General features: G+C 70.5%; 21 protein-coding genes. 9 read left to right on the forward strand and 12 right to left on the reverse strand.

Features of this window, described 5'->3' with window-relative positions; all coding sequences use genetic code 11:
* Positions 1–15: 15 nt before the first annotated feature.
* Positions 16–1,653: a thiamine pyrophosphate-binding protein gene (locus ABZS77_RS10835; protein WP_354820610.1), complete on the reverse strand. Its 1,638-nt coding sequence runs from the start codon at positions 1,651–1,653 to the stop codon at positions 16–18.
* A gap of 13 nt (positions 1,654–1,666) precedes the next feature.
* Entirely contained in the window at positions 1,667–2,428 is a 762-nt protein-coding gene (locus tag ABZS77_RS10840) for a cyclase family protein (RefSeq protein ID WP_354820613.1), read from the reverse strand.
* 171 nt (positions 2,429–2,599) lie between these two features.
* On the opposite strand from ABZS77_RS10840, the gene ABZS77_RS10845 reads away from it, so the two are divergent.
* Complete coding sequence (locus tag ABZS77_RS10845) at positions 2,600–3,463, forward strand: TIGR03620 family F420-dependent LLM class oxidoreductase (RefSeq protein ID WP_354820616.1); 864 nt, start codon at positions 2,600–2,602, stop codon at positions 3,461–3,463.
* A 24-nt stretch (positions 3,464–3,487) separates the two neighbouring features.
* Here the strand turns inward: ABZS77_RS10845 and ABZS77_RS10850 are convergent, their stop codons facing one another.
* The 4 genes from ABZS77_RS10850 to ABZS77_RS10865 all read right to left on the reverse strand — a co-directional run bounded on the left by ABZS77_RS10850 (position 3,488) and on the right by ABZS77_RS10865 (position 8,436).
* Positions 3,488–4,627: a glycosyl hydrolase 53 family protein gene (locus tag ABZS77_RS10850; protein ID WP_354820619.1), complete on the reverse strand. Its 1,140-nt coding sequence runs from the start codon at positions 4,625–4,627 to the stop codon at positions 3,488–3,490.
* A gap of 31 nt (positions 4,628–4,658) precedes the next feature.
* Positions 4,659–5,816: a cellulose binding domain-containing protein gene (locus tag ABZS77_RS10855; RefSeq protein WP_354820622.1), complete on the reverse strand. Its 1,158-nt coding sequence runs from the start codon at positions 5,814–5,816 to the stop codon at positions 4,659–4,661.
* 147 nt (positions 5,817–5,963) lie between these two features.
* Positions 5,964–7,250: a glycoside hydrolase family 16 protein gene (locus ABZS77_RS10860; RefSeq protein WP_354820625.1), complete on the reverse strand. Its 1,287-nt coding sequence runs from the start codon at positions 7,248–7,250 to the stop codon at positions 5,964–5,966.
* 61 nt (positions 7,251–7,311) lie between these two features.
* A complete protein-coding gene (locus ABZS77_RS10865; protein ID WP_354820628.1) occupies positions 7,312–8,436 on the reverse strand; it encodes an ROK family transcriptional regulator in 1,125 nt (374 codons plus the stop codon).
* Between the two features lie 86 nt (positions 8,437–8,522).
* Here ABZS77_RS10865 and ABZS77_RS10870 point away from each other — a divergent pair, with 86 nt between their 5' ends.
* From ABZS77_RS10870 to ABZS77_RS10885, 4 genes are read left to right on the forward strand one after another with little or no spacing between them, the layout of a single operon-like run.
* Entirely contained in the window at positions 8,523–9,839 is a 1,317-nt protein-coding gene (locus ABZS77_RS10870) for an extracellular solute-binding protein (RefSeq protein WP_354820631.1), read from the forward strand.
* A complete protein-coding gene (locus ABZS77_RS10875) occupies positions 9,832–10,773 on the forward strand; it encodes a sugar ABC transporter permease (protein WP_354820634.1) in 942 nt (313 codons plus the stop codon). Before ABZS77_RS10870 ends, ABZS77_RS10875 begins: the two co-directional genes overlap by 8 nt.
* Entirely contained in the window at positions 10,770–11,576 is an 807-nt protein-coding gene (locus ABZS77_RS10880) for a carbohydrate ABC transporter permease (RefSeq protein WP_354820637.1), read from the forward strand. The genes ABZS77_RS10875 and ABZS77_RS10880 overlap by 4 nt, the downstream gene beginning before the upstream one ends.
* 10 nt (positions 11,577–11,586) lie before the next feature.
* Positions 11,587–12,849, forward strand: coding sequence for a Gfo/Idh/MocA family oxidoreductase (locus ABZS77_RS10885; RefSeq protein WP_354820640.1), 1,263 nt, complete (start codon positions 11,587–11,589; stop codon positions 12,847–12,849).
* Between the two features lie 191 nt (positions 12,850–13,040).
* Here the strand turns inward: ABZS77_RS10885 and ABZS77_RS10890 are convergent, their stop codons facing one another.
* The 3 genes from ABZS77_RS10890 to ABZS77_RS10900 all read right to left on the reverse strand — a co-directional run bounded on the left by ABZS77_RS10890 (position 13,041) and on the right by ABZS77_RS10900 (position 14,966).
* Positions 13,041–13,448, reverse strand: a complete 408-nt coding sequence (locus ABZS77_RS10890; protein ID WP_354820643.1) for a nitroreductase family deazaflavin-dependent oxidoreductase — start codon at positions 13,446–13,448, stop codon at positions 13,041–13,043.
* A 236-nt stretch (positions 13,449–13,684) separates the two neighbouring features.
* Positions 13,685–13,969, reverse strand: a complete 285-nt coding sequence (locus ABZS77_RS10895; RefSeq protein ID WP_354820646.1) for a hypothetical protein — start codon at positions 13,967–13,969, stop codon at positions 13,685–13,687.
* A gap of 118 nt (positions 13,970–14,087) precedes the next feature.
* Positions 14,088–14,966, reverse strand: coding sequence for an NAD(P)H-binding protein (locus ABZS77_RS10900; RefSeq protein ID WP_354820649.1), 879 nt, complete (start codon positions 14,964–14,966; stop codon positions 14,088–14,090).
* 101 nt (positions 14,967–15,067) lie between these two features.
* Between ABZS77_RS10900 and ABZS77_RS10905 the strand changes: the two genes are divergently transcribed.
* Positions 15,068–15,925, forward strand: coding sequence for a LysR family transcriptional regulator (locus ABZS77_RS10905; RefSeq protein WP_354820652.1), 858 nt, complete (start codon positions 15,068–15,070; stop codon positions 15,923–15,925).
* Here ABZS77_RS10905 and ABZS77_RS10910 read toward each other — a convergent pair.
* The gene (locus ABZS77_RS10910; RefSeq protein ID WP_354820655.1) at positions 15,922–16,851 is read right to left on the reverse strand and encodes an alpha/beta hydrolase; all 930 of its coding nucleotides are present in this window, start codon (positions 16,849–16,851) and stop codon (positions 15,922–15,924) included. The genes ABZS77_RS10905 and ABZS77_RS10910 overlap by 4 nt on opposite strands.
* Positions 16,852–17,028: 177 nt before the next feature.
* Between ABZS77_RS10910 and ABZS77_RS10915 the strand changes: the two genes are divergently transcribed.
* Positions 17,029–18,294: a PHB depolymerase family esterase gene (locus ABZS77_RS10915; protein ID WP_354820658.1), complete on the forward strand. Its 1,266-nt coding sequence runs from the start codon at positions 17,029–17,031 to the stop codon at positions 18,292–18,294.
* Between the two features lie 273 nt (positions 18,295–18,567).
* Positions 18,568–18,825, forward strand: a complete 258-nt coding sequence (locus ABZS77_RS10920) for a DUF2283 domain-containing protein (RefSeq protein ID WP_354820661.1) — start codon at positions 18,568–18,570, stop codon at positions 18,823–18,825.
* Positions 18,826–18,939: 114 nt separating this feature from the next.
* Here ABZS77_RS10920 and ABZS77_RS10925 read toward each other — a convergent pair whose 3' ends face one another.
* On the reverse strand, positions 18,940–19,935 hold the full coding sequence (locus ABZS77_RS10925; RefSeq protein WP_354820664.1) for an aldo/keto reductase: 996 nt from the start codon (positions 19,933–19,935) through the stop codon (positions 18,940–18,942).
* A gap of 102 nt (positions 19,936–20,037) precedes the next feature.
* Between ABZS77_RS10925 and ABZS77_RS10930 the strand changes: the two genes are divergently transcribed.
* Entirely contained in the window at positions 20,038–20,877 is an 840-nt protein-coding gene (locus ABZS77_RS10930) for a helix-turn-helix transcriptional regulator (protein WP_354820667.1), read from the forward strand.
* A 357-nt stretch (positions 20,878–21,234) separates the two neighbouring features.
* Here ABZS77_RS10930 and ABZS77_RS10935 read toward each other — a convergent pair whose 3' ends face one another.
* A complete protein-coding gene (locus ABZS77_RS10935; protein ID WP_354820670.1) occupies positions 21,235–21,828 on the reverse strand; it encodes a dihydrofolate reductase family protein in 594 nt (197 codons plus the stop codon).
* Between the last annotated feature and the right edge of the window lies 1 nt (position 21,829).

Consider the following 21,829-nt stretch of genomic DNA (forward strand, 5'->3'; position numbering starts at 1 on the left):
CCGGGCGGCGGTGGCTCAGTGGCCACGGAACGCCTCCTCCAGCCACCAGGACGCACGCGCCGAGCTGACCTTGGCGTCGACCACCAACGGCCGGGTACGGGGACCGGCGAGCCATCGGCGTACCGGCCCGAGATCGTCGACGGTTCGGACGGTCACTCCGTCGCAGCCGTAACCTCGGGCGATCGCGGCCAGGTCGGTGTCCGGGAAGGTGACCGCCTCCAACGGGTACCCGTCCGGGCCGAAGTGGTGCACCTCGGCGCCGTACGCCGCGTCGTTGTAGATCACCACGACGAGGGGTGCCGCCAACCGGACGGCGGTGACCAGTTCGGTCGCGGACATCACGAACCCACCGTCGCCGAGCGCGGCGACGGTGAGCCGGTCCGGTCGGGCGACCGCCGCGCCGAGGGCACTGGCCAGGCCGAGCCCGACCGACTGGAACGCCTGGGTGAAACAGAATCCGGCCACGTCCGGCACATCGAGCCACATGGACGGGTAGCCCATGAAGTTGCCCGAGTCGACCACCACCGTGCGGTCGGGCGGCAGCAGGTCGTCCAGGGCTGCCGACAGCGTCCTCGGGTCGATCGTCGCCGGTACGCCGCCACCCTCGTCCTGGTAGGGGACCGTCCGCCACCGGCCGTGGTCGCGAATGCGCTGGGCCAGCTCGGCCGTTCGCCATCCGCCGTCCACGGTCCCCGTCGGGTGGTCGCCCAGCCCACCGAGCGCCGCCTCGGCGACCGCCGCCACCTCGCCGGTGACCGTCAGGTCGACCGGGCGGTTCACCCCGAACGCGGCCGGGTCGTGGTCCACCTGGACGACGACGGCCGAGGGCGGGATCAGTTCCCCGTGCCGGGTGGTCCACATGTTCAGCGTGCTCCCCCACGCGACGACCAGGTCCGCCGCGCCGATCAGTTCGGCGGCGAGCGGGGTGGCGAAGCCGCCTGCCACGTCGAGGTTCCACGGGTTCCCGGCGAACAGTCCCTTCGCCGCCGCCGACACCGCGAGCAGCGCGCCGCACGCGTCCGCGAGCCGGATCAGCGGGTCCTGTGCCGTCCGGGCGCCCCGCCCGGCGATGAAGACCGGTCGGCGGGCGGCCCGGAGCGCGGCCAGTAACGGCTCGACCCGCGGGGCGGCGGCCGGGGTCGGCGCGAGCGCCGGGACCGGGCCGGACCACGGTTCGGTCGCGCTGTGCTGCACCTCCAACGGCAGGCCCAGCACCACCGTCGCACCCCGGGCGGCGGCCCGGTACGCCGCGTCCGCGTCCTCGGCCGCGTGCGTCGCGCGTACCCGATGGAAGTCTGCCCCGACCGCGGCGGCGAGCGCCGGCAGGTCGATGAAGAAGTTCGACCGCGGCGCGGTCGCCTCCGGGGCCAGGACCACCATCGGGGTACGACTCTTCGCGGCTTCGGTGAGGCCGGTCAGCGCGTTGGTGACACCCGGACCCTGGTGCACCGACAGCACGCCCACCGTCCCGGAGGTGCGGGCGTACCCGTCGGCCATGCTCGCCGCGCCGCCCTCGTGGGCCGCCGCCACGAACCGGGCGCCGGCCGCCACCAGGGCGTTCGTGACATGGAAGTTGCCGCTGCCGACCACCCCGAAGACATGCCGTACGCCGTGCCCGTACAGAACACGCCCGACCACCTCGGCTACCAACATCCGGGGTCCGGTCCTACCGTTCGACAAGCGCGAGTACCCGGCACGGGCTGCCGGAGCCGGAGACGATCGGCAGCGGCCCGGCGATCACCACCGCGCCGGTCGCCGGCAGCTGCGCCAGGTTGCGGAGCTGGGTCAGGCCGTACTTCTCCTGGCCGAGCAGGAACGAGTGGCACGGGAACGGCGGGTCGAACGAGTGCGCCGCGCCCGCGTCGGTGCCGACCGTCTCCACGCCGACGCCCTGGATCGGCGACTCCTCGGCCAGCCAGCGGGCGCACTCGACGGAGATGCCCGGGGTACGGCCCGCGTTGGCGTACCGCTGCGGGTCGTCGCCGTACGCGTCCCAGCCGGTGCGGTAGAGCAGCCAGCCACCGGCGGGCAGGGCACCGTGCGTCGCCTCCCACGCCTTGACGTGCTCGACCTCGAGCAGGAAGTCGGGGTCGGCGGCGGCGTCGGCGGTGTGGTCGATCACCACGGCCGGGGCGATCAACTGGCTCACCGGCACCTGCGACACGTCCGCGCCCTGCTGGCCGCTGACCCAGTGCACCGGGGCGTCGAAGTGGGTGCCGGTGTGCTCGCCGGTGGAGAAGTTGTTCCAGTACCAGGCGGGACCACGGTCGTCGTACCTGCTGATCTCGCTGAGCTGGAACGGCCACGTCTGGCCGAACTGCTCGGGCAGACCGAGGATCGGGGTCTGGTCCGACAGCGGAGCGGTGAGGTCGACGACCTGGATCCGGCCGCTTGAGAGAGCGGCGACAAACTCCTGCAGCACCGTCATGCGGCGACGGTACACCGCGTCGTGATCCACGCTGGACCGTCGAACGGAGGGTATGTGGGCGACTGGACGTCAGGTCACCGCGCTGACAGGTACCGGTCGGTGGAGGAACAGCCTGTGTGATCCTGCCGGGCGATGCGGTTGCACGGACGCTGATGGTCGTAGTGTTCCGGTATGGCACAAAGACTCGTCAGCGTGTGGCAACCCTTCTTCCTGGCCTGCGAGAGTCAGGGCGCGGCCATCGATGCCGCGACCGAGTTGGAGGATCTCGGCTACGCACGGATCTGGTTCTCCGGCGGTTTCGGAGAGAACGTCGCCCCACGCTTCCGGGAGCTCCTCGACGGGACCGCGCGCATCGGGGTCGCGTCGGGGATCGTGAGCATCTGGCACTCGTCGCCCTCCGAGGTGGCGGCGTTCGCCCAGGAAGCGGAGCGGGCACATCCCGGCCGGTTCCTGCTCGGTCTCGGCGCCAGCCACGCCGTGGTGGTGGAGGGCGGCGGCACCGACTACCGCAAGCCGTACTCGAGAATGGTGGAGTACCTCGGCGGCCTGGACGCCGCCGGGCTCCCTGCCGAGCGGCGCGTCCTGGCTGCGCTCGGCCCCCGGATGCTCGGACTCTCCCGCGACCGTTCGGCAGGGGCGCACCCGTACTTCGTCCCCGCCGAGCACACCGCCGAGGCCCGGACGGCGATCGGACCGGACCGGCTGCTCGCTCCCGAGGTCGCGGTGGTCCTCGACGCGGACGCCACCACCGCCCGTGCCACCGCGCGGCAGTACACGAGCGGCTACCTCGCACTGCCGAACTACACGAACAACCTGCGGCGATTCGGCTGGACCGACGACGACTTCGCCGACGGCGGCAGCGACCGCCTCGTCGACGCCCTGATCCCGTGGGGCACAGTGGAGCAGGTCGCGGCCGGGCTGGAGAAGCACTACCAGGCCGGCGCGGACGAGGTGGCGATCCAGGTACTCAACGGTGGCGACGCAACGACGTTCCCCGCCGACGCGTTCCGCGCTCTCGCCGCAGCCCTGATCTGACCCCCTCCCAGGGCCGACGAAGCGTCAGGGTGTCCAGCGCACGCCCGGGTTCACCCGCCCGGACCAGTCGAAGAGCGCCATGTTGTCCCACTGGTTCCCGGTGCCGTTGATGTTGGCCGGGTCCCAGCCGTTGCCGCGGACGGCGTACCAGGTCGGTTCCCAGTAGAAGACACCGACGGCACCCGCGTTGCGGGCGGTGTTCTGGACCCAGTCGAACTCCTGGGCCTGCCCGGACCAGGTCGCGCTGATGCCGTCGCAGGTCGCGTCGCCGATGGCATTGGGCTCGCTGTCCGCGTTGTTCCGGGTGAAGGGGTACGCGGTTTCCACGATCACCACCGGCTTTCCGTAGCGGCCGCGCAGGTCAACGATGTTGTTGTAGAGGTTCGTCAGGCTGCCGTGCCACATGCAGTAGTAGGACAGTGCTGTCATGTCCCACTGCACGCCCTGGGCGCGGATGCCGTCGTAGAACCAGCGGGCGTTGGCGTTGCTGTCGGCGTTCGCGGTGTGGATCATCACGGGGATTCCGCTGCCGCACGCCTTTGTGGCGTTGTAGCCCTGCTTCAGCAGGCCGGCCAGCGGGGCGAAGTCGTTGTTGACGACCCTGCCCTCGTTCCACAGCATCCCGACGTTGATCTCGTTGCCGATCTGCACACTGTCCGGCGGGGTGCCCTGCCTGCTGAGGCTGGAGCAGACGTCGTAGGTGAAGGCGTACACGTCGGCGCGCAGCTGACTCAGGCTGTGGCCGGCCCACGCGGCCGGCTTGTACTGCTTGCCGGGGTCCGCCCAGGTGTCGGAGTAGTGGAAGTCGACGAGCACCTTGAGGCCCTTCGCCCTGGCCGTCGCCGCCTGCGCCAACACCCTGCTCTTGTTGTTGTAGCCGCTGACCGGGTTGTTGAAGACGCGCAGTCGGACGTAGTTGACGCCTACGGACTTCAGGATGTCCAGTGGGTCGCGGGCGACACCGCCGGCGTCGTAGTACCTGGCGCCCACATCCAGGCTGCGCTGCAACGAGGAGACGTCCGCGCCCCGCATGCTGAGCGTGTTCACGGCCGAGGCGGGCGCGGGCGTACCCGCGAGCGTGGCGGAGACGGCGAGCACGCCTGCCGCGACAGCCCCGACCACTGCCCGGGCGCCACGGCGGGATGCGACCGAAGGTGTGCTCACGGGTCTTCCTTTCACAGCTGACGGGCCACGCTCAGCCCACGGTGCACGCGGCGCCGTTCAGTGAGAAGCCGGTCGGGGGCGTGTCGCTGACACTCCACCGGCCCTGGATGCCGAAGGTGGCCGAGCCGTCCGGCGCGAGGACGCGGTTCCAGTCGACGTTGCGGGCGGTCACGACGGCGCCGGTCTGGCCGACCGTGGCGTTCCATCCCGAGGTGACCTGCTGGTCTCCGGGGAAGCTGAAGGTGACGGTCCAGCCGTCGATCGGCGCCGTCCCGGTGTTCTGGACCGTCACCGCGGCCACGAAACCGCCAGGCCACTCGGACTGGTTTCGGTAGGTCACCCGGCAGGTCGAGGGCGGCGGGGTGGGCGTCGTGGGCAGGGTGACCGTGTTGGACGCGATCGACACGTTTCCTGCGGCGTCTTTTGCGCGGACGTAGAACCGGTTCCGCAGCGGATTCGACAGGGGTAGCGACACCGTGTACGTCGTCTCCGGCACGGTGGCGGCAAGCCTCGACGTGAACCAGCCGTCGAACTCGTAGACGTTGTACCCGAGCACGCCGACGTTGTCCGTCGACGGGGACCAGGACAGCGTGGCGGTCGAGGCGGTCACCTCGCCGAGGGTCAGGCCCTGCGGCGCGCTCGGCGGGGTGGTGTCCGGGCCGGTGTCCGTCACCGGCGTGACCACTGTCAGCAGGTTCGACCCGGTCGAGCGTTGCCCGAGGCTGTCCCGGGCGATCAGTCGGAACGAGAACTGCGCGCCCGGCCCGATGTAGTTGGTGATCGTGGTGGTGGTGACCGCACCGACGGTGGCGCTGTAACCCAGGTCGCCGAACTCCTGGTAGTACATGATGTCGTAGCCGGTGATGGCGCAGCAGTTTGACGTGGCGGCCGTCCAGGTGAGGGTGATCGACCCCGTCCGGACCTCGCTGGCGGTCAGGTTCGTGGGCCCGCTCGGCGGCAGCGGCGAGGTGTTCGGTGTGCTGGGCGCCGCGGTCGGCGTCGGCGGCGCGGTCGCGGCCGGCTCCGCGGCCACACCGGCCGCCGGGGCGACCCCGGGGTACGCGGCGGGCGTCGCGGTGCCGGCGTCGGCCGCTGGTGCGGCGCTCAGAGCAGTGCCGAGCGCCACCGTCGACAGGGCGACAGCGGCCACCAGCAGGCGGAACGGCGGGGACGAGGAGACGCCTCTCATACGTCGACAATGCGGCAACACATCGATGATTGCCAACGTATCTCAGCACTTGGTCGGCAGGCGCACCGGAGCGACGCGGCACCCGCCCTTCGACAACAGCGGCGGGAACCGCGTCGCTCCGCTCACGAACAGGCCGGTCGCGGTTCGTCAGGAGACGGGTTCGAGAACCCACTGACTGGTCCACCAGTTGGCGGGCGCGGCGCCGTACTGGATGCGGCCCGTCATGTTTTCGGTATGGGCGTAGGTGCCCTTCCAGCGGTTCTTCAGGCGCAGGCGACCGTCGACGGACTCCTGGACCCACTGCGCCGACCAGTAGGTGCCGGGCACCGCACCGGTCTGCACGTTGCCTGTCTGGTTCTCCACGTGCAGGTAGTTGCCTGTGGCACGGTTCTTGAACCGGACGTGACCGTCGACGTTCTCGACGGCCCACTGGGCGGACTGGTCGGTGGTGGCGGCGGCGGCGTACCTGGCGGTGCCGCTGCCGTCGTCCTTGGCGTACTGGCCGGTCTGCCGGTTCTTCAGCCGCTGGTAGGACAACGGGTAGCCGCCGTCCTTCTTGTAGACGCGGAGGTAGTCGACGCTCCAGGTCTTGGGCCAGACGTCGTTGTGCTGACCGGAGCCGGCGTCGGTGTAGATGCCCATGATCAGCCCCATCGGCATGTTGGGGGCATCGTTGATCGTCCGGTAGAGCTGGCCGTCGTAGTAGAACTTGATGTCGGTGGGAGACCACTCCATGCCGTACGTGTGGAACTCGGTGGTCGGCGACCCGCTGGGAACGGGGGCGATCGACGCGTACGAGCTGGACAGGAAGTTCGGGTCGCCCCAGCCGTGGGCGGCGATCCGCCAGTTGTTCGGCTCGGAGAAGAACGTCTCGACCATGTCGACCTCGGGGTTGCGCGAGGCGCTTGAGGTGTCCCCGGTGCCGACCAGCCAGAGGGCCTGGTGGCCACCTCCTCCGACGTTCGACTTCTTGGCGCGCAGCTCGACGTAGCCGTACTGGAACGTGTAGCCGTTGAAGTCGGGCTCGTGGTGGTTCAACGGCATCGAGCTGTTGAACTTGTGCCAGTAGTCCTTGTTGTAGGTTTGGATCGAGGAGATCTTGACCGTGCCGTCGTACTGCGGATTCCACGCCGGGGTGTCGGCGTCGAGCCGCTGGGTGAGCACGCCGTCGGCGATCGTGTAGCGCGCCTTGGCACCCAGCTCGCGGTTGGCGGGGGAGGTCCAGTGCGGCAGGTAGTAGGGCAGCCAGCGGTTCGTGTCGAGGGTGCTGACGTTGAACTCTTCGGAGAAGTCGAGCGTGTAGCCCGGCTTGGCGAGCGGGCTGGGCGGGGTGTCTGCTGCCTGGGCCGACGGGGCGGTGACGACGCTGGCGAGGGTGACACCGAGGATCATCGAGCTGGCTGCGGCAAGAACTCTTCGAAGGCGATGCGCCACGCGGCACTCCCGGATATCGAAAGAAATGTTCTTTCGAATATGCGGGTGAGCCTCGCCGCCGTCAAGAGCCGTCCGTGAAGAGCTCCGCGCGGACCGCGTCCCGGGCGGTCTCGACCGCCCCGATCGCCACCGCGTCGTCTCCGAGAGCGGAGATCGCCAGGCCTGGCAACTCGTACAGGATCTCGGCGAGGTGACGCCGCACCGGCTCCATCACCGTCTCGCCGGCGCGCGCGATGCCACCGCCCACCACGACCAACTGCGGGTCCATGGCGAGAACCATCGCGCCCACTCCCTCGGCGAGCGCCCGGGCGTAGTCGTCGACGGCCTGGACCGCGCGCCTGTCCCCCCGTCTGGCCTGCGCGAAGACCCATTCGCGGGAATTCATGCCGGGAGCCACCCCCGCATCGGAGAGCAGTTTTCGGGGAGCCGCCTCCCAACCCAGGCCCGGGTGTCGACCGATCTCCCCGGCAGCCCCACGGCCGCCGCCGAACGGCCTGCCGTCCACCAGGACGCCGACGCCGAGGCGGTGCCCGGCATGCACGTACAGGACGTGGTCGACGCCCTGCGCGGCACCGACCCGGTGCTCGGCGAGGACCGCGAGGTTGGCGTCCTTGACGGCGCTCACCGGACAGTCCAGGCGGGCGGTGAGCTCCTTGGCCAGCGCCGTGCCGGTCCAGTCCGGGATGGCAACGCTCAGTCGCACGACGCCGTCGGCGATGATGCCCGGGGAACCGGCACAGGCCGCCCACAACCGCGGCGAGTCGGCCGGCATCGTGCGTCGCAGCAGGTTGACAGCGGCGTCGATGCGGCCGGCGGGCTCCAGATCCGGGTCGATGGCGGCCCGAGCGGCCGCCACTTGCGCGCCGGCAAGGTCGGTTATGCGCACCGACACCGCGTGCGCCCCGATGTCGAGGCCGGCCAGGATGCCCGCGTCCGCGGCGAAGCGGTACCGCTGCGCGGGCCGCCCTCCGGTCGGGGCGTTGTCGAATCCGTCCAGGAGCAGCAGTCGGGACTCGACAAGTGAGGTCAGGATGCCCTGCACGGTGGGGCGGGACAGCCCGGTCTCCCGGGAGACACCGCTGATGGTCAGCGAAGGCCCCTCGTAGAGCAGTCGCAGCACACGACGCGTGTTCAGGTGCCGTAGGGCGCTCTGGTCCCCACCCGGAAGAGCGTCACGTACGGTCATTCGCTGCCCCTTGACGTGGGTTCCTCGACGGCTCACTATAGCGAACGCAAGTTTCCTTCGAAACTACTCCTGCCCTGGGAGACCTTATGAAGTCCATGACATCCGTCAAGAGTGCGCTCAGCGCGGCAGCGGTGCTCCTCGCGCTCGGAGCGTGCGCCCCCGGCAGCTCGCCCGACGGAGAACCGGCCGCCGACCCGAACGCGCCCGTCCAGACCGGCGTTCCGAGCGGATCTGTGGAACTCAAACTGATCGCCACCCCCGAGTCGGGTGCCGCCATGAAGGACATCATCCCGGCGTTCCAGACGAAGCACCCCAACGTCAAGATCAATTACGTCGACACGACGTACGACGACTACAACAAGTCGCTAAACCTCGCGCTGTCCAGCGACACCTCGCCCGACATCGTGCTGCTCAACGCGGTGGGCACCACGGTCAAGGACCAGCTGATCCTCAACCTCCAGCCTTATGCCAAGGCGTACGGCTGGGAGTCGGCGTACCCGGCCGGACAACTCAACCAGTGGCGGGTCGCCAAGGACGGCACCACCCTCGGCTCCGGCGACCTGTACGCGGCACCCGCGTCCTTCTCGCAGGTCGGGCTCTTCTACAACAAGGCCAAGTTGAAGAAACTCGGCATCGCCGCGGCTCCGGCCTCACTGGAGGACCTGGAGGCCGCTCTGGCCAAGGCAAAGGCCGGCGGTGAGACCCCGCTCCAGCTCGGCAACAAGGAGGGCCACGCCTCCTTCCCGATCCAGCTCATCGGCCAGTCCACGGACGGCCCGGCCGCGTACGCCAAGTGGGTCTTCGGCGAGGGCGGAGCCACCTTCGACACCGCCGGAAACACCAAGGGCGCCCAGAGCATCACCGACTGGGGCACGAAGGGCTACTTCTCCAAGGACGCCAACGGCATCGACCTCCAGGGTGCCGTGGACAAGTTCACCAAGGGCGACGGCGTCTTCTTCGTCGACGGCTCGTGGGACTCCAAGAAGATCGGCGACGCGCTGCGGGGCGACGCCGGCTTCGTGCCCTTCCCCGGCCCGAAGGCCACCGCCATCGGCACCTCGGTCGCGTACGGGATCTCGCGCAAGTCGAAGAACGCTCAGGCCGCTGCCGCCTTCCTGGACTTCCTGCGCGGCCCGGAGGCCGCCAAGGCCTCCTTCGCGCAGGGCTTCCTGCCCTCGGACGCCTCGACCGTGACCGCCGAGCCCGGCACGATCTCCGCCGAACTGGTCGCCGCGTGGAACAAGGTCAACGCCGACGACGGGCTCATCGGGTTCAACAACAACGCCACCGCGACCATGAACGACACCCTGGTCGCCGAGACCCAGAAGCTGGTCGCCGGCAAGAGCGACCCCGCCACGTTCATCCGGGCCGTCCAGGCGGACTGGGCAAAGACGCATGGCTGACGGCCTCGCGAACAGCGCGGCCGTCCGGGACCGCACCGTCGTCGCATCCGCGACGCCGGTGCGGGCCCGGCGGTCGCGGGCACGACTCGTACCGCTGCTCTACACCGCGCCGGCGCTGCTCTTCTACGCGGCCTTCGTGATCGCACCGTGGGTGCACAGCCTGTGGATCTCGTTCTGGAACTGGAACGGGATCGGCGTCGCCACCTGGGCCGGGCTCGACAACTACCGGGAGATCCTCGCCGACCCGGCGCTGCGGCTCTCCCTGGTCCACGCCTTCGGGCTGATCATCTTCTACTCGGTCATCCCGATCGGTCTCGGGCTGGTGCTGGCGGCGCTCGTCGCGAACGTGCCGTGGAAGGGCATGCCCTTCGTCCGCACCGTCATCTTCCTGCCGCAGATCCTTCCGCTCGTCGCGGTCGGCAGCGTGTGGAAGCTGTTCTTCGACGACGACGGGCCGTTCAACACGTTGCTGCGCGAGGTCGGCCTGTCCGACCTGACCCGGGCCTGGCTGGGCGACTTCACCTGGGCGTACCCGGCGGTCGGGGTCGTCGGGACCTGGGTCTCGACCGGGCTCTGCTTCCTGCTGCTGTACTCCGGAATCGGCAAGATCGATCCGGCCCTGTACGAAGCCGCCCGGCTGGACGGTGCCGGCGCGGTCCACGAGTTCTGGCACATCACCGTGCCGGGCCTGCGCCGGGAGATGTCGGTGGCGGCGACCGTCACCGTGATCGCCGCCCTGGCCAGCTTCGACGTCGTCTACGTGATGACCGGCGGAGGCCCCGGCGAGTCGACGATGGTGCCCGGCGTCGCCATCTACCGGCTGACCTTCACCGCCGGACAGGTCGGCACCGCCTGCGCGCTCGCCGTCGTCCTGTCCCTGTTGACCTGCGCGGTCATGTTCGCCCTGAACCGCCTCACCCGGGAGAAGGCATGATTCGGTCGCTGACCCGGTTGTCACTGCTGGCTGCCACAGCCTCGGTGCTCGTCCCCTTCTACGCGATCCTCGCCGCGTCGCTGCAACCACAGGACAATCTCAGCCCGGGCCTCGCGTGGCCGTCGGATCCGCAGTGGCACAACTACGCCGACGCCTGGTCGACCGGCGGGTTCGGCGACCTCATGCGATCCAGTCTGATCATCGCGCTCGGCGTCGTACCCCTCGCACTGGTCCTCGCGACACTCGCCGGCTACGGCCTGGCGATGATGCGACTCGCCGTGCGGGGGCCGATCTTCGCGTTGCTCATGCTGGGCCTGGCCCTGCCGTACGAGTCGATCGTCATCCCGCTCTACTACGACCTCAAGTCGATCGGCCTCCTCAACACCTACTGGGCGGTCATCCTGCCGCTCATCGGGGCGTTCATGCCGTTCGGGGTGTTCTGGATGCGCAGCCACTTCGAGTCGCTGCCACCGGAACTGACCGAGGCCGCCGAGATGGACGGCGCGTCCAGCAGGCAGATCCTGCGACTGGTCCTGCTGCCCACCGCACGGCCGGCGCTCACCACCCTCGGCCTTCTCTACTTCATGTGGGCGTGGAACCAGTTCCTGCTCGCGCTGATCCTCATCCAGGACCCGGCGATGCGTACGGCGCCATCCGGGCTCGGCAAGTTCATCCAGGCCTACGGCCGCAACATCCCGCTGCTCAGCGCCGGAACGATCATCGTCATCGTGCCCGTGGTCATCCTCTACCTCTTCTTCCAGCGCCACTTCGTCAAAGGCATCCTTTCCGGCGCCATCAAATAGGAGACACCTGATGTCCATCACTCTGGCGATCGTCGGTGCCGGAGCGCGAGGCGCGGCCTACGCGCGGCTCGCCGCCGCCACCACCAAGGCCACGATCGCGGCTGTCGCCGACCCCGACCCCGCCCGTCGCATCGCCCTGGCCGACGAGTTCGACGTACCCGCCGAGCGCCGCTTCGCCTCGTGGGAGGACCTCGCCGCCCATCCCCGGCTCGCCGACGCGGTGATCGTCGCGACCCCCGATCGCGGGCATGTCGAACCGGTGGTGGCCCTCGCCGGACTCGGCTACGCGATCCTGCTGGAGAAGCCGATGGCGCCGCTGCCCGAGCAGGCGGAGCGCATTGTCGCGGCGGCCGTCGACAACGACGTCCTCCTCGCCGTCTGCCACGTGCTGCGCTACACGCCCTACTCGCGGATCCTCAAGGGGTTGCTCGACACCGGACGGATCGGCGCGATCGTCAGCATCGACCACCTGGAGCCGGTCGGCTGGTGGCACCACGCCCACAGCTACGTACGCGGCAGCTGGGCGGTGGAGGCCGAGTCGTCGTCGATGCTGCTGGCCAAGTCGTGCCACGACATCGACTGGCTCGGCCACCTCATCGGCCGGCCGGTCCGCCGGGTCTCCTCCTTCGGCGGCCTCGCCCACTTCCGGCCGGAGAACCGCCCGGCCGGAGCGACAGCGCGCTGCGTCGACTGCCCGGTCGAACGATCGTGCGTCTACTCCGCGGTCCGCATCTACGAACGGTTCCTCGGCGACCCTGTGCACGAGGCGTGGCCGCTCGGCGTGCTCACCGACGACGTCAGCGCGGACGGCGTCCGCAAGGCCCTGGCGGACGGCCCCTACGGCACCTGCGTCTACTCGGGCCGCAACGACGTCGTCGACCACCAGGTGGTGAACCTCGAGTACGAGGGCGGCGTCACCGTGGCGTTCACGATGACGGCCTTCACCGCACTCGACTTCCGCAAGACCCGGATCTTCGGCACGCGCGGCAGCATCGAGGGCGACGGCCGGGCCCTGCGCGTCCACGACTTCCTCACCGACACCGTCGAGACCATCGACCTCGACCCCGAGGGCGACGCCTCGGCCGCCGACGGACACGGCGGGGCCGACGGGGCACTCATCGAGGCGTTCATCGCGGCGGTCGCCACCGGGGACCGCTCACTTGTCACCTCCGGGCCCGAGGAGAGCATCTCCTCGCACCGGGTCGTCTGGGCGGCCGAGCGGTCCCGGGCAACCGGCAGCGTCGTCGAAATCGGTCCCGTCACGGCGGCGTAGGAGGCCACGCACCTGACGGACCCGGGGCGATCGAGCGACGATCGCCCCGGGAGGACGGCACCGTGCACCCACATCTGCAATGGATGGTCAGCCGTCGTCGACGTGTTCCGCCACTCGGTCGGGTGTGCACGAGAACGCGCGACCCAGCAGATGGACGATGCCGGTCAGCCCGTCGACCGCATCGTCTCCACCTAGGCCGCCGGTTCCAGTACGACGACCGGGATCTCGCGGGTGGTCTTGCGCTCGTAGTCGGCGAAGCCCGGGTACGCGGTCTTCTGCGCGCTCCAGATCCGTTCGCGCTCGTCCCCGGTGGCAACTCTCGCGACCAGATCGACCTTGTCCGTGCCGATCTCGGCCTGGGTGCGCGGGTGGGCGAGCAGGTTGTGGTACCAGTCGGGATTGGTGGGCGCACCGCCCTTGGACGCGAAGACGGCGTAGCCGCCGTCCACCTTCTGGTACATCATCGGGTGCACGCGAGGCTCGCCGCTCTTGGCGCCGACCGTGTGCAACAGCAGCAGCGGCGCGCCAGCGAACTGGCCTCCGACCTGCCCACCGTTGGCGCGAAACTCGGCGATGATCTTGTCGTTCCAGTCGCTCATGCTTCTCCTCGACCCCGCGCACCCGTTCCTTGGACACGATTCTGCCAGTCTCCGGGCGCAGCGGCACCGCGGACGCGGGTTCGCTTCGCCTTGGTGTGCCGTCGTGGACGCGGCTTGCGGCGGCGCGGTCGACTCCCGAACGGGGCCGACCAGGCGCGACACCACCGCCCTCGCCGGGCGTGTCCGCCGCGGGCCCCGGTGCCGGTCGGCATCGGGTGCGCCCATGCGGGAGCGGGTTATCCCTCGCCGACGGGTCGGCCGCGCACCACCAGCTCGTCGATCTCCAACCGGCCGACGCGCAGCTCCCGCACGACCGCCCGGCGCACAGTCAGCCGCCCGATGACCAGAGCCCCGACGGCCACGGCCCCGACAGAGACCGCCCCGACGGCCAGCGCCCCGACCGCGACGGCCCCGACAGAGACCGCCCCCGCAGCCCGCGCGCCGGTAGCCGAGACGCCCGTCGCCACCGCGCCGTTGGCACGCGTCCCCGTGAACCGCATCAGGCGAACATCACGCTTCATTCCCCCATTGTCCGCGCAACCCCGATCATCCGCTCCCTGGTTCCGCCACCCTGCGGACCCGCCGACTCCAACGCCGGCCGTCCGGCTGCCCGACGCCGGGCAGCCAGATGGCCGCACGTCAGGCGTCGGCGGCGGGCTTCAGCACATCGAGGCACCACCGGCGGAAGGTCGTCGGCGTGCTCCGTTCGGGGGTACGGGTCACGCCGTTGTCCAGGCCCTCGTTCTTGGCCACGGCCATGTCGAGCAGACCCTGCGCGATGGCGTCGGAGAGGCCGGCCCGCAGCGAGTTCTCCTTGAAGGCCGGTCCGGGGACCTGCTGGTAGCGGACGGGACGGCCGAGCACGTCGGCGATGATCGCGGCCATCTCGTTCTGGGTGAGGTCCTCCGGGCCGAGGACTGGCACCTCCTCGAAGCCGGTCCAGGTGTCGTCGCGCAGCAGGCGCGCGGCCACCGCGGCGATGTCCCTGGTGGCGACCGTGGGCGCGGACAGGTCCGGCGCGGCGGGGCCGTACAGGACGCCCTGCTGCGTGATCGGGGTGAGCTGCCACAGCACGTTGTCCATGAAGGACGGCATGGTCAGGGCCCGGTACGGCACGCCGGTCCCGGCGATCAGGTCGTCCATCGCCAGCGTCCCGGTGACGTGCCCGGCCCGGTCGGCCATCGGCGTGCCGCGCCCCAGCGCCGAGATGCCGACCACGCGCGGGACGGCGGCCAGCGCGTCGAGCACCGGCCGGGTGAAGCCGGAGTAGGCCTCGTCCAGGCTTGTCGAACGCGGGTCGGCCTGCACCAGCCAGAAGACGGCAGTGGCGCCGGCGAACGCCTCGGCCACGACGGCCGGGTCGCGGTGCGAGCCTCGGACGACCTCGACCCGCTCGGCCACGCCCGGCGCCAGTCGCGCGGGGTCCCGGGCCACCACCCGCACGGGCGCGCCGGCCTCGAGCAGACCCTGGACCAGGTGGCCGCCGATGTGACCGGTCGGAGCGGTTACCACAATCATTGCTTTCATCCCTGTTCGGTGGGAAAACTGACGTCCTCAGTCAACGCCGACCGCGCGCCGATCGGAAAGACCATCTCCCTCTGGATTGATACCGTGGCGGTATGAGTGATCTGGAGACTCGCCAGCTCCGCTACTTCGTGGCGGTCGCCGAGGAGCGGCACTTCGGCCGAGCCGCCGAACGGCTCGGCATGGCCCAGCCGCCACTGTCGCGCGCCATCCGCGACCTGGAACGGCAGCTCGGCGTGCAGCTCCTGATCCGCACCACGCGGCAGGTGGCGTTGACCCCGGCCGGCGAGACGCTGCTGGCCGACGCCCGAGTCGCGCTCGACGCCATCGGCACCGCCCAGCGCCGGGCCCGCCGAGCCGGGCAGGAGACACCGGCTCTCCGGCTGGCGCTCAAGGCCGACTACGACGGCGGGCTGCTACCGCTGATCCTCGACGCGTACGACGTCATGCCGGTCGACCTGCTGCTCGGCGGGCGCGGCGAGCAGGTGCCGGCACTGCGCGACGGGCGCGCCGACGTGGCACTCGTACCGGCGCTCGACGACGAGGACGGGCTGGACAGCGAGCTGCTGCTGACCGGGCCGAGCATGGTGGCGCTACCGGCCGCCGACCCGTTGGCCGCGCGGACGGCCATCCGGCTGGCCGACCTGACCGGCCGGCGACTCCCGGACGGTTCGCCGGCCGAGCGCGCCCGCATGACGAGCACCGGGCGGCCGCTGGACCTCGCGCAGATCTTCAACCTGGTCGAGGTGGGCACCGCCGTGTGGTTCCTGCCGGAGTGGGTGGCCCGGCGGTACTCCCGGCCGGGCACCGCCTTCCGCCCGGTGCCGGAACTCGAACCGGTGACGCTGAAGGTGGCCTGGCCGGCCGCGTCGCGCTCGCCCGCGGTCGCGGCATTCGTACGGGTGGCCCGGCAGATCGCGGAAACGCCCGAGAGGCATCTGCTCCGCAGCTAGCCGCCTGCACCGTCATCGCGCCCGGTCAGCGGCACGTGCGGACCCTCGTCCGGCCGGGACCGCTCGGCGAGGAAGTGATGCAGCGCGGCGGTCAGGTCGTCGGGATTCTCCTCCGCGACATGGTGTCCGGACTCGATCGGGCCGCCCCGGAGATCGTTGGCCCACCGCCTCCAGATGGCCAGCGGGTCACCGTACAGGCTCTCCAGGTCGTCCCCGGTCGACCAGAGGAAGAGCGTCGGGCAGGCGACGGTACGGCCGGCACGCATGTCGGCCTCCTCGTGCTCCCGGTCGACTCCGAGGCCGGCGCGGTAGTCCTCCAGCATCGCCCGTACGGTGGCGGGATCGTGGATGGCCTGCCGGAACTCCTGGTGGTTCTCGACTCCCATGCTCTCCGGCCGTGCCCTGCTCGCGTACCAGGCGTCGGGATCGGCGGTGATCACCCGCTCCGGCGTCTCGGGCTGGGCGAAGAAGAACCAGTGGTACCAGTCGCGGGCGAAGGTGGCATCGCACCGGGCGAGGGCCTCGCTGATCGGCACACCGTCGAGAACGACGAGGCGGCTGACCGCGTGGGGATGGTCGAGCGCCAGGCGCAGCGCCACGTAGCAGCCCCGGTCGTGACCGACGGCGGAGAATGTCGGGTGGCCGAGGGCGTTCATCAGCCGGACCAGGTCCGCCGCCACGGCTCGCTTGGACTGCTGCGAGTGGTCGGGGAGGATGCGCGCCTTCCCGGAGCGCCCGTAGCCGCGCATGTCCGGGCAGACGACGGTGAACCCCCGATCCACCAGCTGCGGTGCCACCCGGTGCCACGTCGATCCGGTACGCGGATGCCCGTGGATGAGGAGGACCGGATGCCCCTGCCCGGCGTGCCGGACCCGAAGCTCCACCTCCCCGACGTCGATCCGCTCGTCCACGAAGTCGTCGAACACGAGCGACAAGTGTCCAGACGTCCCGGCGGACAAACGTCCGCTCGGCGACGTGCGCGGACACCGAGGGAACCCGGGTGCCCTGTCCCGGCGCGGCGGCCCCGGTTGCCAGCGGATCTCTGCGGCGTTAGGTTGAATTGCCATCGATGAACATCAACATCGCGAGGTACGGGGGACCGCATGTCCACGTCTGTCACCCGCCGCACCGTCCTGGCCGGCGGCGCCGGCGCCGCCATCGGCCTCGCGCTGCCCGGCCCCGCCGCCCACGCCCACGGCGACCACCCCACAAGCGTGCGGTTCACCCTCGACGCGAGGACCCTCGACGGCGGCGAGCAGGTCACCTCGGTCACCCTCGACACCGGCCGGCTCGGGCCGATCGACCCCGCCGCGCTCACCCCCGGCACGTTCACCGTGCACGCCAGGGCCACCTCGCCGATCCCTGTCGCTCCCGGCGACCTGATCTTCAGCGAGTACGACCTGGACCGGGCGGTGACCGAGGCCCGGCTCGACCGGCACGGAAACATCGTGCTGGAGCTGAGCCACGCCGAAGGTCAACTCGGCGGTGGCACCCTCGGGTACATCGTCAGCAGGGGCCGCAACGTCCGGCTGAACCTCGTCTACACCATCACGCAGAACACCCCGCTCGTCCGGCGCCACGGCTCGCCGCTCACCATCACGCGCTTCGTGCAGGGCCGACTGTCGAACCCCGAGGTGGACGCGTTCACCCATCACGTCTCCGGCTCGGGCCTGAAGTACCGGCTGTACTCGCCGGAGCGTTCGCCCCGCCACGGGCGACGACCACTGATCCTCTGGCTGCACGGCGGCGGCGAGGGTGCCTCACTGCCCGACGACTACTACGACAACGAGACCACGCTGCGCGCCAACCGGGGCGCGCTGGGCTTCGCCACCCCGGAGGCCCAACGGATCTTCTCCGGCGCGTACGTCGTCGCTCCGCAGAGCACCTCCTACTGGATGGAGGACGGCCCTCGGTTCGCCCCGCTGATCCGCGAGATCGTCCGGGACCTCGTCCGCCGCAAGCGTGTCGACCCCGACCGGATCTACGTGGTCGGTTGCAGCAACGGCGGCTACATGTCCCTGGAGATGACAGTCGCCTATCCCGACCTGTTCGCCGCCTCGGTGCCGATCTGCGGCGTTGTCGAGCCGCTCAGCGGGGAGGGCCCGCCGCTGATCACCGACGCGGAGCTGGCAAAGATCCACACCCCGACCTGGCTGGTCACCTCGCGCGACGACGACACCGTGCCACCCGAGACCAACACGATCCACGCCCACGACCTCATCCCGGGATCACTGCTCACCCTGTACGACCACGTCGTCTGGAACGGCTACCAGTTCCCCGGTCACTGGTCCTGGATCTACGTGGCCCGCAACGACCCGAGCAGCAACGGCACCCACATCTGGCAGTGGATGGCCCGCCGTCACCGGTGATCAGCCGTCCGGGTTCGAGCGGGAGGGTCGTACGCGACCAGGGCGCTCAACATCGGTGCTGCCGGCGGCCCCGTCGTCGCTGCGGCGACCCTCGGGACCCATGCCGGCAACGTTGGCCCGGTGTGGGTCAGCGGCCTTCTGGTCACCGTCGCACTGCTCATCGCCCTGCCGCTCCGGCGATTCATCACACCCCGCGTCGGTCAGACGATTCGTTGACCACGCGAACGCCCCGTCGGAGACGCGACACGTCAGCCATGTGCCAGCCTGATGGCCATGTACACGGAGACACGCGTCGCGCTGGTCTGCTCCTACGACAGCGACGCCGATGCCGCCTACCTCTACCTTGATCACCCGATTCCGGCGGCGGGGGTACGGCGAACGGTGCCCTTCGACCCTGCTGACGGCGAGTACACCCTTGACCTCGACCCCGAGGGTCGTGTCGTCGGCCTGGAAATCCTCGGCGCTGGCACGCGGTTACCGCCCCCGCTCCTGCGGGCGATCCTCAACCAGACCCAGGAGCAGGGCGAGTGACGTACCCCTGGTAGCTCGGAGGTTTTCGATCGTGCGCGTCGCGGGCCGTTGCCCGTCCGCCTCCCCGTGCGGCCCAGGCCGCTCCGATGCGGCGGTCGGCACCGTGCCGCGGTGTCAGTTGCCGGCGCCGAGGTTGGCCATCATCGCGGTCGGGTAGCGGTCGCCGCGCGCCGCGCCGGTCGGCACCGCGTTCTCGATCTCCGCCAGGTCGTCCGCGGAGAGCGTCAGGTCCGCGGCGGGCAGGGCCTCGTTCAACCGATCGCGCGTACGGGCGCCGACGAGCGGGACGATGTCGTCGCCCTGCGCCGCCACCCACGCGATCGCCAACTGGGCCACGGTGCAGCCCTTCGCCTCGGCCACCCGGCGCAGCGCCTCCACCAGGGCCAGGTTGTGTTCGAGGTTGTCACCCGAGAACCGCGGCATCCGTCCGCGGTTGTCGCCCGGCCGCGCTTTGGTGTTCTCCCAGTGCCCGGAGATCAGGCCTCGGCTCAGGACGCCGTACGCGGTCATCCCCACACCCAGCTCCCGCAACGTCGGCAGCACGTCGGCCTCCGCCCCGCGCGAGATCAGCGAGTACTCGATCTGCAGGTCGGCGACCGGGTGTACGGCGTACGCCCGGCGGATCGTCTCGGCGCCCACCTCGGAAAGACCCACGTGCCGCACGTACCCGCCCTCGATCATCTCCTTGATCGCGCCCACCGTGTCCTCGATCGGCACCTGCGGGTCGAGGCGCGCCGGCCGCAGGATGTCGACGTAGTCCACGCCCAGCCGGGTCATCGAGTGGATCAGGAAATTCTTCACCGCCTCGGGCCGGCTGTCCTGCCCGAGGAAGCCGCCGCCCGGCGCGAGCAGCACCCCGAACTTGACGCTCAGCACGTAGCTCTCCCGCGGTCGACCGCGTAGCGCCTCGGCCAGCAGCATCTCGTTGTGACCCGCGCCGTAGTGGTCACCGGTGTCGATCAGCGTGAGCCCCGCGTCCAACGCCGCGTGCACGGTCGCGATGCTCTCGGAGCGGTCAGCGACGCCGTAAACGCCGCTGGTCATCCCCATCGCGCCCAGACCCAGCGCGCCGACGACCGGACCGGTCTTTCCCAAGGTTCGTTTCTGCATGTCCCCACCTTGCGCCCGGTTGCGGACGGCCGGGAGCGGACCGTTCATCGTAGGAGCGTGACTCCCTGTTCCGTGCCCCGCGCGCGAGGGACCATGGAGAACATGCAGCGTGAGAACCTGGCCGACTTCCTGCGCCGCCGCCGCGAGGGCATCCGCCCCGCCGAGGTGGGCATCGCCGACGGCCCTCGCCGTCGCACCGCAGGCCTGCGGCGCGAGGAGGTCGCGATGCTGGCCGGCATGTCGGTGGACTATGTCGTACGCCTCGAGCAGGGCCGCAGCAGCCAACCCTCCACCCAGTTGCTCGGCGCCCTGGCCCGCGCCCTGCGCCTCTCCGACGACGAGCGCGACCACCTGTTCCACCTGGCCGGCCACCAGCCCCCACCCGCGGCCGGTGTGGCCCGGCTCGCCCGCGCCGGCCTGGTCCGCATGCTCGACCTGCTGGGCAACACGGCCGCGCTGGTCATCTCCGATCTGGGAGAGGTGTTGGCTCAGACCCGCACCTCCACGCTGCTGATCGGTGATCACACCGTGTTCACCGGCGATCGGCGGTATCTGGCATACCGCTGGTTCACCGAACCCGACTCCCGCCCCCTCCATCCGTCCTCGGAACAGGAACGCCATTCCCGCCAACTGGTGGCGGACCTGCGTGCCGTCGCGGGCCGCCGCTCCGGCGACCCGACGGTGACCGGGCTCATCGCCCGGCTGGAGGCGGCGAGTCCCGAGTTCCGGCGTCTGTGGGCCGAGCACGAGGTCGGCGTACGGCGGGCGGACCGCAAGACGCTCGTGCACCCCCGCGTCGGGCCGATCGTGATGGACTGCGAGACGCTGGTGACACCGGACCTGGGCCAGGAGCTTGTGGTTCTGACGCCCGCCGACGCCGAGTCCCGCGAGCGACTCAACCTGCTGCACGTGCTGGGCACCGAGGAGTTCGCCGCCGGCTGAGCGGCGGCCCTGCCGCCGGAGCTCGTGCGGCCTCGCAGCCTGTCCACGCCCGGTTCAACGCCTCGGCCTGGCCTGGTCGCCCTGGTGGACGTCCGTCCCCTCGACGACGAGCCGGCCGCCCCGGTACCCGCGGAGGCGACCGTCCACACCGACCACCGAGCCATGCTCGCCGCCGTACGCCCCGAGGTGGTGGATAGAGCCGGTCGCCGCCGGCCAAGCTCGACGTCGAGTCCCGCACCGCCGCCGTCGCAACCGCCACCCAGTTCGGGCTCATCCGACGCTGATCTGGCTGGCCGCAACGCGCGCAACACGTTCGGACACGCGGCGACGTCCGCCGTGTGGCCCTCGGCGGGGCAATCAGTCGGTGCGACCAGGGGTCTGCTCCCCTGCGGCGGGCCGGTACCGGACGTTCACGACCACCGTGGGTGGGCGGTCGCCGACGTGCCGGAGGGTGATCGGTTCGCCGCCCGGGTTGTCGAAAAGCCTGATGCCGTCACCGAGCAGGACGGGTGCGATATGGAGGTCGATCTCGTCGATCAGGCCGAGGGCGAGCAGCTGGCGGCCGATTGTCGGCGAGTGCACCTCGAGGTTCTTGCCGTCGGCCGCCCTCAGCCCGATGCGTACGGCCTCGGCCGGGTCGCAGTTCAGGAACGTCACGCCTTCGGTCGGCGTGGCGTCCTGCGGGTGGTGGGTGAGGATGAAGAACGGTCCGCTCCAGGCCCCGCCGTACGGGCGGGCGTTCGCGGCGTCCCATCCGGCGCGGCCGCCGAGTACGGCGCCGGTGGTCGTGACGTACTCCTCGATGAGGCCCGGGCGGGACAGCGTGCCGGTCATCCAGCCCATCGCGTGGTCCGGTCCGGCGACGAAGCCGTCAAGTGACGTGGTGAAGTGCCACAGCACCTTTCCGTTCGCCGTCTGCGGCTCGGTGTCGTTCACTACTGAGTTGGTCATG

The sequence above is a fragment of the Micromonospora sp. NPDC005298 genome (assembly GCF_040607375.1).
In the GTDB taxonomy this organism is placed as follows: domain Bacteria; phylum Actinomycetota; class Actinomycetes; order Mycobacteriales; family Micromonosporaceae; genus Micromonospora.